This window comes from Inquilinus sp. (assembly GCF_057815775.1).
The window spans coordinates 1-11,018 of the sequence record NZ_JBYRFX010000811.1; the positions used below are offsets into that span (position 1 = coordinate 1).

11 protein-coding genes, 1 pseudogene and 1 riboswitch are annotated in these 11,018 nt (G+C 67.1%); of the genes and pseudogenes, 4 read left to right on the forward strand and 8 right to left on the reverse strand.

Annotation, left to right across the window (positions count from 1 at the left end; translation table 11 throughout):
- On the forward strand, positions 1-580 hold a 580-nt coding region (locus tag AC3XYG_RS29030; protein ID WP_489143357.1), incomplete at its 5' end, for a DUF2459 domain-containing protein.
- Position 581: 1 nt separating this feature from the next.
- Here the strand turns inward: AC3XYG_RS29030 and AC3XYG_RS29035 are convergent.
- Positions 582-1,061 (reverse strand): hypothetical protein, encoded by a 480-nt coding sequence (locus AC3XYG_RS29035; protein ID WP_489143358.1) that lies wholly within the window; start codon positions 1,059-1,061, stop codon positions 582-584.
- Positions 1,062-1,118: 57 nt separating this feature from the next.
- A complete protein-coding gene (locus tag AC3XYG_RS29040) occupies positions 1,119-1,622 on the reverse strand; it encodes a hypothetical protein (RefSeq protein ID WP_489143359.1) in 504 nt (167 codons plus the stop codon).
- A gap of 221 nt (positions 1,623-1,843) precedes the next feature.
- Here AC3XYG_RS29040 and AC3XYG_RS29045 point away from each other — a divergent pair, with 221 nt between their 5' ends.
- Positions 1,844-2,836 (forward strand): RluA family pseudouridine synthase, encoded by a 993-nt coding sequence (locus AC3XYG_RS29045; protein ID WP_489143360.1) that lies wholly within the window; start codon positions 1,844-1,846, stop codon positions 2,834-2,836.
- A gap of 100 nt (positions 2,837-2,936) precedes the next feature.
- Positions 2,937-4,007 (forward strand): glycosyltransferase family 4 protein, encoded by a 1,071-nt coding sequence (locus tag AC3XYG_RS29050; protein WP_489143361.1) that lies wholly within the window; start codon positions 2,937-2,939, stop codon positions 4,005-4,007.
- 46 nt (positions 4,008-4,053) lie between these two features.
- On the opposite strand, the gene AC3XYG_RS29055 is transcribed toward AC3XYG_RS29050, so the two are convergent.
- From AC3XYG_RS29055 to AC3XYG_RS29080, 6 genes and pseudogenes are all read right to left on the reverse strand, one after another.
- Entirely contained in the window at positions 4,054-4,518 is a 465-nt protein-coding gene (locus AC3XYG_RS29055) for a hypothetical protein (protein WP_489143362.1), read from the reverse strand.
- 152 nt (positions 4,519-4,670) lie between these two features.
- Positions 4,671-5,288: a LysE family translocator gene (locus tag AC3XYG_RS29060; protein WP_489143363.1), complete on the reverse strand. Its 618-nt coding sequence runs from the start codon at positions 5,286-5,288 to the stop codon at positions 4,671-4,673.
- 243 nt (positions 5,289-5,531) lie between these two features.
- A complete protein-coding gene (locus AC3XYG_RS29065; RefSeq protein ID WP_489143364.1) occupies positions 5,532-5,921 on the reverse strand; it encodes a VOC family protein in 390 nt (129 codons plus the stop codon).
- Between the two features lie 48 nt (positions 5,922-5,969).
- A pseudogene (locus tag AC3XYG_RS29070) lies at positions 5,970-6,994 on the reverse strand (ABC transporter permease).
- 171 nt (positions 6,995-7,165) lie between these two features.
- Positions 7,166-8,674: a sugar ABC transporter ATP-binding protein gene (locus AC3XYG_RS29075; protein ID WP_489143365.1), complete on the reverse strand. Its 1,509-nt coding sequence runs from the start codon at positions 8,672-8,674 to the stop codon at positions 7,166-7,168.
- A gap of 52 nt (positions 8,675-8,726) precedes the next feature.
- Entirely contained in the window at positions 8,727-9,677 is a 951-nt protein-coding gene (locus AC3XYG_RS29080) for a sugar-binding protein (RefSeq protein ID WP_489143366.1), read from the reverse strand.
- A 187-nt stretch (positions 9,678-9,864) separates the two neighbouring features.
- A riboswitch (cobalamin riboswitch) is annotated at positions 9,865-10,107 on the forward strand.
- Between the two features lie 33 nt (positions 10,108-10,140).
- Here AC3XYG_RS29080 and AC3XYG_RS29085 point away from each other — a divergent pair.
- Positions 10,141-11,018 (forward strand): ABC transporter substrate-binding protein (locus AC3XYG_RS29085; protein WP_489143367.1); only part of this gene is annotated, 878 nt, incomplete at its 3' end.

Below are 11,018 nucleotides of genomic sequence, written 5' to 3' on the forward strand. Positions count from 1 at the left end.
TCCGGCCGATGGCCGACCGCAGGTTGCGGCTGCTGCGGAGGCGCCGGCCTATGTCTGTGCCAGCCTGGCCCACACCGACATCGTCCTGCCGGCGCGGGATGGGCAGACGGACTGGCCCGCGGTGTTCCCCGATGCGGCGCCAGGCTTCTCACGGCCGGATCTCCATGTCGCTTTCGGTTGGGGCGACCTGACCTTCTATCGCGACACCCCCAGCTGGGCCGACCTTCGCTTCAGCACAGCGATGGCGGCCCTGTTCGGCGGCGGCCCCAGCGCGCTGCATGTCGCCTATGTGCTGGACCCCGCCGATATCCCCGCCTGCACCCGGCTGGCGCTGGATCGCGAAGGGCGGGCGGCACTCGGCCGCTTCATCCGCGACACCGCGGTGCTGGATGGCGAGGGACGCGGCGTCCTGGCCGCGCCGCCGGGCACCGGCACCTATGAGGCGTTTTACGCCGCCCATGGCCATTACCGGCCCTGGCGCACCTGCAACGTCTGGACCGAAGAGGCGCTGCGCACGGCCGGGGCGCCCACCGCGGCCTGGGCACCCCTTCCCTTCGGCGTGATGTGGCCGCTGGGCTGACCTACCAGTCGAACGCCGAGGGAGTCTTCAGCGGTTCGACGTTGCCTTTGGCGAAGCGGATTGTGCGGCCAATGGCATGATTTTTGTATTTGTCGTCATTCAGGTAAATAAAATAATAGGAACCGTTTTTCTCATAAACGCTTGTGCGATACTTCTTCCCGTTGTCTATATAATAAAGATCGTTGCCTTCTACAGCCCAATGGTTTCGCAGGGTATCGACTCTGTCTTTGTAGTAATAATCCCCATTTGGTGCGTAGTATTCAACCCAGGGTTCGCCGGCTTTCATAGTTCTGTAGTCGCTCGTGAAACGGGCATAGACGGTCTGGTCGCTGAAGATCGATGCCAGACGATTGCCAGGCACCGGCCTTGCCCCCTGTTCGGCAAGCATGTCCGCTGTCAGGACCGTCGTCGTGCCCGGGCTCGTTGTCTGGCAGGCGGACAATGCCAAAGCGGCTGCCAGCGCCAGGACTATCTTGCGCATTTAGATCCCCCCATTTGTGACCGGTCAGAGTAGACGGCCGGCGTCCTGGCCGCGCTCCTAGCGCCGCTTGTTGCGTTTGCGCGGCTCCGGCGGCTTCGGAACGAAGCCTTCGGCGTCGCCGTCGGTCACCTTGTCGGCATACGAGACGGCCAGCCCCTGATAGGGGCCCTGGGCGGTCGAGATGAAATAGATCTTGGTGCCGAGGTCGAACAGCTGGGCGCAGCGCTCCTCGCCCTCGCGGAAGGTCAGGCACAGCTCGTCCTTGCCATCCGGCACCCGCCACTGGCCGCGGAAGGTGGCCTTGACGTCGCGGTACCACAACTGCCCGTCCGCCGCGAAATACTCGGTCCAGGCATCGCCGGCCTTCGCCGTGTTGGTGTCGACCGAGAAGGTGCCGTAGACCGTCTTGTCGCTCAGCCGTTCGGTGAGTTCCGTGCCGGTGATCGGCTTGGCCCCGTGCTGGCGCAGCGCCTCCGCGGTCGGATCGGGCGCCAATTCCTTGGGCGCGCAGCCTGCCAGTGCCCCCAGCAGCATCGCCCCCGCGATCAATCCAAGCTTCATCGACCCCATCGTCCCAGTCCCTGTTCCGACTCAATCCCTTTTCCGAGATGATAATATGGGAATATGCACGGGTGGCGGGAAATTCGTCGGATTCCGCTGCGTATCCCCTCATTCGCGGCCGCGTGCTAAACAACGCGGATGACCTTGATGCCAGAGCCCCTGCCGATGACCCGTCCAGTCCATTTTGCGCCTAGTTCCGCCCCGCGATCGGGGTATCCGGCATGAGCGGGGTGCAGAGCGTCGCGGTCGAGACCGACGAAGGCGAGCTGCGGTTGGACCGCTGGTTCCGCCAGCGTTTCCCCGGCCTGACCCATGGCCGGCTGGAGAAGCTGCTGCGCACCGGCCAGATCCGGGTCGACGGCAAGCGCGCCAAGGCGGCGCAGCGGCTGGAGGCCGGGCAGACCATTCGCATCCCGCCGCTGGACGATACTGCGACCGAAACGCCGACCCCGCGCGCGCCGATGCCGCTTAAGCCGGAGAAGGCGCAGGGGCTGGCGGCGGAGCTGAAGCGCGCCATCCTGTTCATGGATGACGACGTGATCGCCCTGGCCAAGCCCGCCGGCCTGGCGGTGCAGGGCGGCGGCAAGGTCAAGGCCCATGTCGACGGGCTGCTCGACCACCTGCAGTTCGACGCCAGGGAGCGGCCGCGGCTGATCCATCGCCTCGACCAGGAAACTTCGGGCGTGCTGCTGATCGGCCGCAGCGCCAAGGCGACGCGGCGGCTGGCCGAATCCTTCCGTGAGCGCGACACCCGCAAGGAATACTGGGCGGTGACGGTCGGCGTGCCGCAGCCCCGCCAGGGCCGCATCGACCTGCCGCTGGCGCGGTCGCCCAGCAATGTCGGCCGTGTCGTCGACGAGGATGACGAGGAGGGCCAGCGCGCCGTCACCGATTTCACGGTGGTCGAGGCCGCGGCCCAGCACGCCGCCTTCGTGGCGATGTGGCCGGTGACCGGCCGCACCCATCAGCTGCGCCTGCACATGGCGGCGCTCGACACGCCGATCCTGGGCGACGGCAAGTATGGAGGCGGCAAATCCGAGATCACCGGCGCCGAACTGGCGCGCCAGCTGCACCTGCACGCCCGCCGGCTGGTGCTGCCGCACCCGACGCGCGGCACCATCGACGTCACCGCGCCGCTGCCGCCGCACATGGTGGCGACCTTCCGCTACTTCGATTTCGACGCCAAGGCCAAGCCGGAAGGGCCGGAGCACTGAGCCTGCCATCCGTCCTTGTCGCGCGGCCTGCAATCATCCGGTAACACGGACATCGGACCGTTCGGGATGAGAAGGCCCGGTGGTGGCGGATTTGGATCGGATGATGGCAGGGGATAAGGGCGCCGGGCGCTCGGCGGCTTTCGTGATTTCCGCCGACTATGAGCGGCGCACCGGCGGCTGGGTCTACGATGACCGGCTGATGACCGAATTGCGCAGCCTCGGCTGGGACATCCGGGATGTCATCGTCCCCGCCGGATTCCCGGTGCCGGACGATGCAGCCAAAGCCGAGACCGCGCGGCTGCTGGCGGCCCTGTCCGACGGCATGCTGGTGCTGTCGGACCAGCTGGTGACCAGCGTGCTGCCCGATCTGATGTTCACCGAAGGCCCCCGCCTGCGGCTGGTGCCGATCGTGCATCATCCGCTGGCCCTGGAAAAAGCCCCCGGGGCGGCCGAGGTCGAACCCGTCGTCCAGAGGGAGAAGCGCGCCCTATCGGCTGCGCATCGGGTCATCACCACATCCAACACGACGGCCGTTACCCTGACCAAGGATTACGGCGTGGCGCCCGGCGCGCTGATCGTGGCGAAGCCGGGCGTCGATCGCCGAGAGCCATCCGCGGGATCGGCCGGTGGCCCCCCCTTGCTGTTGGCGCTCGGGGCCGTGGTGCCGCGCAAGGATCACGGCACCCTGGTCGCCGCGATGGCCGGGCTGCGCGACCGGCCGTGGCAGCTGGTTCTCGTCGGCAATGCGACCCGCGCCACGGATCACGTGGCAGCGCTGCGAGCGCAGATCGCCTCGGCTGGCCTGGCCGACCGGGTGGTCCTGGCCGGCGAACTGAAACAGGACGAACTCGACCGCCTGTGGTGCCGGGCGGATCTGTTCGTCTCGTCCTCGACGCATGAGGGATTCGGCATGGCGATCAGCGAGGCTGTCGCCCGCGGCGTGCCGGTGGTCACCACCGCGGCCGGCGCCGTGACGGAATGGCTCGACCGCGCGGCCGGCATCGTGGTGGCGGTCGGCGATGCCGGGGCGTTGCGGACCGCGATCGCGCATCTGCTGGACGATCCGGCCTACAGGGCCGAACTGCGGGCCGGCGCCTTGCAGGCCGCTGCGACCCTTCCCGGCTGGGCGGAGACCGCGGCGATCGTGGACCAGGCCCTGGCGCCGCGATAGGACCGGGAAAAGGCGAGCATGACGCCCGCCTTTTCGTCGCTGTCCGTCAGTGGGCCCGGCGGACCCGGATGGTGAAGCTCTTGCCCCCGTGCCAGATCGTGACCCGGGTGTAGTCGGCGGTGGCCGGATCCTCGACATAGGGCGGCACGTCCATCGGCGTCATCACGTCGCCGCCGACGTCGGGTGCAGCGGCCTGCAGTTGCAGGACTTTGGTCCGCTTGTTCTTGCCCTGCGGGCCGTCGGCCAGTTCGACCGTCCAGCCGGTCGACGGTGCCGTGACGGCGCCCATCTTGCCTTCGACATGCAGGGAATGCGGCGACCCCGGCATCACGCTCAGCCAGGCCTCGAAGTCCTTTGGGTTGACCTGAAGCTTGCCGGCCGCGTCCGCCGTCGCCATTGGGGCGGCCACAGTCGGCTGCGGTGCTGCATTGGTCGTGGTCTGGGATGAACTGCATCCGGCCAGGGCGGTGATGAATAGCCCTGCAAAAAGCACGCTATGGTACTTGGCCATTTGGGCTTCTCCCTGAAATATTGGCGGCAATACACAGATTTTATACGGCAATGCGCGACCTTTAGCCAGACCTGACGAGACGGCAGGATTTCCGGCCATTGTATTGGGCGGCGTGTGGGCCATCGAATTCGGCCAAGCGGATAAATGCCTGCCTACTTGGTCCGGACCAGCGCAAGGCCCAGCCCGGCACCGACCAGCAGGCCGCCGGAGATGCGGTTGCGCAGCCGGCCGTGGCGGCCGAGCAGGAAGCGGGCCCGGCCGGCCAGCAGCGCCCAGCTGCCGTCGACCGTGACGGCGATGGCCAGGAACAGGGCCGACAGCATCGCGATCTGCGGTCCCGCGGCGTGCGCCGGGCTGATGAACTGCGGGAAGAAGGCGCCGTAGAACAGCAGTGTCTTCGGGTTGGTCAGCGACACCAGCAGGGCGCGGGTGTAGATCGCGCCGGCGGATTTACGCTCTGCCGCCACCCGGGTCAGGTCGGTCGGCGGAGACAGCCACTGCCGGATGCCGAGATACAGCAGATAGGCGACGCCGACCCAACGCAGCGCTTCGAACCAGGCGCCGAGCGCACCGAGGATCTCGGTCAGGCCGAGCGCGGTGAGGCCGAGCTGCAGCACCATGGCGGAGCTGGTGCCGAGCACCGTCAGCAGGCCGCTGCGCGGCCCCCAGGCGACGCTGTTGGCGACGATCAGGGCCACGTTCGGCCCGGGGATCAGCATCAGCAGGGTGACGGCGGCGACGAAGGCGAACAGCAGGTGTGGATCGATCATGTGGCTCTCCTTGGGATCAGAGGGCCGGCGAGGATCGGAAACAGAAACCCCGCCGGGAGACGGCGGGGCGGGTCGTGGTGTAGGCTGTCAGCCGGAGGTCAGGACGACCGTCGGCTCCCATCCGCACGTGCAAAATCCGCCGGCGCCGAAAGCAGGCGGCGTTGTTGCGACGATGCGAAGGCAGCGTGACGAACCATGCTGGCAGCCTAAGGCTGCCAGGGCGATGGCGTCAATCCAGCCGGTTCAGCCTGGCCGGGAGACCGAGGTCATCCAGCCGGCGACGGCGCCGGTGGGGTCGCGGACGATGGCGATGCGGCCGACACCAGGCACATCGAACGGGTCGCGCAGCAGCGTCGCGCTGGCCTGCTGTGCCGCCGCGATCCGGGCATCGACGTCGTCGACCTCGATATAGGAAAACCAGTGCGGCGGCACGGCGTCCATGCCGGGCATGCCTCGCAGGTCGAACACGCCGCCGACCACCCGGTCGCCGATCCGTGCGACCAGATACTCGCAGCCGCCGGCCATCGGCATGCTGTCGAAATCCCAGCCCAGGGTCTTGGCGTAGAAGTCGCGCGCGGTGGCGGGGGCCCGCGTGTTCAGCTCGTTCCAGCAGAAGGTCCCGTGATCGGGCATGGCGTGCCTCCCTGTCCGGCGGCCGGTCGCTGCCTTTCGGTCAGGCTATCACGGTTTCGGTGACGATCCGGCGACCGCCGCCGTCGCCGGCGCGGCCACGACCGGCACGGCGCGGGCGAGGCGGGCGTTCCGGATCCGCTGCAGATGCTGGTCGGCCAGCACGCCGATCAGGATCACCGTGCCCATCACCGCGAAGTTGAGCGAGGAGGGGATGCCGAGCAGGTTGACCAGGTTCTGCAGCACCTGCAGCAGCACGGTGCCGAGGATGATGCCCAGGATCGAGCCTTCGCCGCCGCGCAGCGAACAGCCGCCCAGTACGGCCGCGGCGATGGCATAGAGCTCGTAGAAATTGCCATGCGCCGAGGGCTGGATCGAGTTGGTGTAGAAGGCCAGGAACACGGCCGCCAGGCCGGCCAGCAGCCCGCAGATGACATAGGCCGAGGCGATGACCAGCCGGGTGCTGATGCCGAATAGCGCGCCGCCTCCTCGTTCTTGCCGACGGCGAAGAGGTAGCGGCCGAACACCGAACGGTGCAGCACCACCCACATCACCAGCGCCACCAGCACCATCGTCAGGAAGCTGTTGGGCACGCCGAAGCTGCGGCCGGTGGCGAAGTTCGCCAGCGTGTCGAAATCGCCGCCATAGCCGAAGCCGACCGTGGCGTCGTCGGTGTAGTAGCGGGCGGCGCCGCGATAGATCAGCAGGGCGCACAGGGTGACGACGAAGGGCTGGATGCCGACCTTGGCGACGAGGAAGCCGTGGATGGCGCCGAACACGCCGCCCATGGCGACGGCGGCGGCCAGCGCCAGCGGCCAGGACCAGCCCCAATTCACCACCATGTCGACGAAGACGACGCCGATCAGCGCGAACATCGACCCGACCGACAGCTCGATGCCGGCGGTGATGATCACCAACCCCTGGCCGATCGAGAACAGCCCGTATAGCCCGACCAGGTTCGCCATGTTGAAGAGGTTCACCGGCGAGATGAAGCGCGGCTGCAGCACCGCCACGATGCATCCGATCAACAGGATCAGAATCGCCAGCCCAAATTCCTTCCGCATCGCTCCCGCCATCCTCCCGGTTTGTGTCCTGCCGTTACGATCGTCGGCCGGTTTCGCGCTATCTTACACCGCAACTGTCATGCCCGGGCTTGACCCGGGCATCCAGAGTCTGTCGCCAGCTTCTGGATTGCCGGGTCAAGCCCGGCAATGACACAGAAGGATGGCGCCGCCGCATGGGTGGCTTCAGGCCGCCAGCGGCCGGCCGACGGCCAGCTGCATCACATTGGGTTCGCTGAACTGGTCGCGCGTCAACGTCCCCGCGATCCGGCCCTCATGCATCACCGCGATGCGGTCGCTGACGCCGATCACCTCTTCCATGTCGCTGGAGATCATCAGGATCGGCACGCCGCGATCGGCCAGGGTGCGCATCAGCTGGTAGATTTCCGACTTGGCGCCGACATCGATGCCGCGGGTCGGTTCGTCGAAGATCAGGAAGCGCGGCTGCATTGCCAGCCATTTCGCCAGCACGATCTTCTGCTGGTTGCCGCCGGACAGCTTCACCGCGTTGGTGCCCACCGACGGGGTGCGGATGCGCAGCTTGTCGCGCTGGGTCTCGGCCTCGCGCATCTCCGCGCCGCGGCTGATCAGCCCGCGCGGGGCGTGACGGTCCAGATCGGGCAGGGTCACGTTCTCGGTGATGCTCATCTCCAGCACCAGGCCGGAGCGCTTGCGGTCCTCCGGCACCAGGAACACGCCCTGGGCGATGGCGATGCGGGGCGACCCGACAGCCAGCGCCGTGCCGTCCAGGCGGATTTCGCCGGCTGTCATCGGGTCGATGCCGAAGATCGCCCGCGCCAGCTCGGTGCGGCCGGAGCCGACGAGGCCGGCAAGGCCGAGGATCTCGCCACGGCCGACCGACAGCGTCACCTCCTGCCCGGGATAGGCAATGGTGCGGGCGCCGCGGATCTCGACGGCGCCGGGCTGGGCAACGACGGCGGGCGGGATGTACAGCGCCTTCAGGTCGCGGCCGACCATCATCCGCACCATGCGGTCGTGATGGATCTCCTCGCGGTCCAGGGCGCCAACCATGCGGCCGTCGCGCAGGCACAACACCCGGTCGGCGCAGGCCTCGATCTCGCCCAGCCGATGGGTGATGAAGATGATGGTGACCCCGTCCGCCTTCAGCTCGCCGATCACGCGCAGCAGCGTCTGCGTCTCGGTCAGGGTCAGGCTCGAGGTCGGCTCATCCATGATGATGATGCTGGCGTTGAGCGACAGTGCCTTGGCGATCTCCACCATCTGGCGCTGGGCGATCGACAGCGACGACAGCGGCGTGGCCGGCCCGAAATCGACGCCCAGCCGGCCCAGCAGCCGGCGGGTGTCGGCATGCAGCCGGGCGGTGTCGATCAGCTTCAGCGGGCCGAAGCGCCGCGGCTCGCGCCCGATATAGACGTTGCCGGCGACGTCGAGATTGTCGAACAGGTTCAGTTCCTGATGGACGAAGGCGATGCCGGCGGCGATCGCATCGGTCACGCTCAGGGCGGCATACTGGGTGCCGTTGACGGTGATGGTGCCGCTGGTCGGCGACTCGACCCCGCCCAGGATCTTCATTAGCGTCGACTTGCCGGCGCCGTTCTCGCCGATCAGCCCGACCACCTCGCCGCGCCGGACGGACAGGCTGACATCCTTCAGGGCCTGCACGCCAGGATAGGTCTTGGCGATCCCGTCCATCGCCAGGACGATATCGGTCATGGGTAGTCTCCCATGGCGACCGGCGGGAGCATTGCCCCCGCCGTGCCTTATCTTACTTGCCCAACATCTCTTTCATCGTCTTCTGGAAATCGGCAACATTGCTACTGTCGATGATCCGGGTCGGGATGATCTTCATGTGGTCCGCCGGGATGAAGGACTTGTCGCCCTCGATGTACTGGGCCAGATACTTCACGGTCTGGTAACCGAACTCGAAGGGCTGCTGCACGACGGTGCCGACGATCGCGCCCTCCTGGATGCCGTGCAGCGTGACCGGATCCTCGTCGAAGCCGACGATCTTGATCTGGTTCAGCTTCCCGGCCGCCTTCATCGCGTCATAGATGATCGGCGTGTTGTAGGAGTACAGGCCGACCAGCGCCGACAGATCGTCGTATTTGGTCAGCGTATCCTCGACATTGCGCTTGGCCTTGGCGAAGTCGATGTCGTCTGTGCGGGTGTCGACGATCTCGATCTTCGTGCCGGCGATCGCCTTCTTGATGCCCTCCAGGCGTTCACGGGCATTGGCGTTGCCCAGCGTGCCGACGAACAGCATGATCTTGCCGCCGTCCGGCAGGGCCTTCTTCAGCAATTCGCCAGCCTGCACGCCGGCGGCGACGTTGTCGGTGCCGATGTACAGGAGCCGGTCGCTCTTCGGCGCGTCGCTGTCGAAGGTGAACAGCGGCACCTGGCCGGCGGCCTTGTTCAGCAGCGCGGTGGAATTGTCCGGATCGACCGGGCTGATGCCGATGCCGGCGACGCCGCGGGCCAGCATGTCCTCGACGATGCGGCGCTGCTCCGCGGCGCTGGATTCGCCGGGGATCTTGAACTCGACGCTGTAGCCTTTGAGTTCGGCGACGGCCTTGTCGGTGCCCTTGTGCGCGATGGTCCAGAAATCGGACGACCCGTTGGTGACGAAGGCAATCGTCTTGTCGGCCGCCTGGGCTGGGCCGATGGCGAGAACCGCCGAGACAGCCGCCGCCAGCCCCGTCAGGATGAGACGCTTCATTGGGTTCCTCCCGGTCTTGTCGACCTTGGCGATGTTTATGATTGGTGTATTGTTATTATTATCAGACAATAAGGATCATACTGGGTCGTCTCGGTCAAGCTGAGTGTGCCGCATGTTGCGCGGTGGCCCTCTCGAAAGGGCGTCCGGGGTGTCTCCGATCGGCGATTGACCGGCCCTCGGCGCGGTTGATACACATCGCGTCGACGGTTCCCGCACGGGATCAAAAGGGAACACGGTGACGCCCGCCCCAACGACAGGGCAGGCGGAGGCCGTGGCTGCCCCCGCAACTGTCAGCGGATCGCCGAACATCCTCGGTGGACCTCGACGTGGAGGCCCACGCCACTGCCCCAGGCCCGTCCGGCCGGGTGGGAAGGCCGATGTGAAGCCATGATCCGCGAGCCAGGAGACCTGCCGTCATATCGCAATCCGTTTCCCGGGCGGGGTTGTCCGGGCAGGAGGCATCATGACGGCTGTCCCGTATCGCTCTTTCCACGTGCCATTTCGGCTATCCACACTGGCCGGCCTCGCGTTGCTGGCGCTCGGCCTGGCGCCGGCCGCCTCGGCCGCGCCGATGCAGTATCCGCTGACGATCCAGAATTGCGGCGTCAGCGTCACTTTCACCCACGCGCCGCAGCGCGCCGTGTCGATCGGCCAGAGCAGCACGGAAATCCTGCTGTCGCTGGGCCTGGCCGACCGCGTCGTCGGCACCGCCGTGTGGTTCGGCCCGGTGCTGACGGGCTATGAGGCGGCGAACGACAAGATCAAGCGCCTGGCCGACAACGACCCGAGCTTCGAATCCGTGGTGGGGCAGGAGCCGGACCTGGTGACCGCCCAATATGAATGGCATGTCGGCCCCAACGGCTCGGTCGGCAAGCGCGAGCAGTTCGCCGAACTGGGCATCCCCACCTACATCGCCCCGGCCGACTGCGTCGAGAAGGACAATTCCGGCGGCGGCGACGGCGTGCGCAAGCAGCTGTTCAGCATGGATCTGGTCTATCAGGAGATCCACGACCTGGCCGCGATCTTCGACGTCGCCGACCGCGGCGACGCGCTGGTCGCCCAGTTGAAGCAGCGCGAGGCCGCGGCCATCGCCGAGGTTGCCGGCGTCAAGGGCAGCAACGTGCCGGTGGTGTTCTGGTTCTCCAGCAAGGAGGTCCAGGGCGACGCCTTCATGGCCGGCAAGAACGGCGTGCCCGCCTACATCATGCAGACGCTCGGCGCCCGCAACATCATCAAGACGGAAGAGGAATGGCCGTCGGTGAGCTGGGAGCAGGTGGCCGCCTCCGACCCCGCCATCATCGTGATCGCGGAGATGAGCCGCCGCCGCTATGCCGCCGACGA

Excerpts from the sequence above, each read along its gene's own strand:
- AC3XYG_RS29035 (WP_489143358.1), bottom strand. The coding sequence starts at position 1,061 with ATGCGCAAGATAGTCCTGGCGCTGGCAGCCGCTTTGGCATTGTCCGCC.
- AC3XYG_RS29040 (WP_489143359.1), bottom strand. The coding sequence starts at position 1,622 with ATGAAGCTTGGATTGATCGCGGGGGCGATGCTGCTGGGGGCACTGGCA.
- AC3XYG_RS29045 (WP_489143360.1), top strand. The coding sequence starts at position 1,844 with ATGAGCGGGGTGCAGAGCGTCGCGGTCGAGACCGACGAAGGCGAGCTG.
- AC3XYG_RS29050 (WP_489143361.1), top strand. The coding sequence starts at position 2,937 with ATGATGGCAGGGGATAAGGGCGCCGGGCGCTCGGCGGCTTTCGTGATT.
- AC3XYG_RS29055 (WP_489143362.1), bottom strand. The coding sequence starts at position 4,518 with ATGGCCAAGTACCATAGCGTGCTTTTTGCAGGGCTATTCATCACCGCC.
- AC3XYG_RS29060 (WP_489143363.1), bottom strand. The coding sequence starts at position 5,288 with ATGATCGATCCACACCTGCTGTTCGCCTTCGTCGCCGCCGTCACCCTG.
- AC3XYG_RS29065 (WP_489143364.1), bottom strand. The coding sequence starts at position 5,921 with ATGCCCGATCACGGGACCTTCTGCTGGAACGAGCTGAACACGCGGGCC.
- AC3XYG_RS29075 (WP_489143365.1), bottom strand. The coding sequence starts at position 8,674 with ATGACCGATATCGTCCTGGCGATGGACGGGATCGCCAAGACCTATCCT.
- AC3XYG_RS29080 (WP_489143366.1), bottom strand. The coding sequence starts at position 9,677 with ATGAAGCGTCTCATCCTGACGGGGCTGGCGGCGGCTGTCTCGGCGGTT.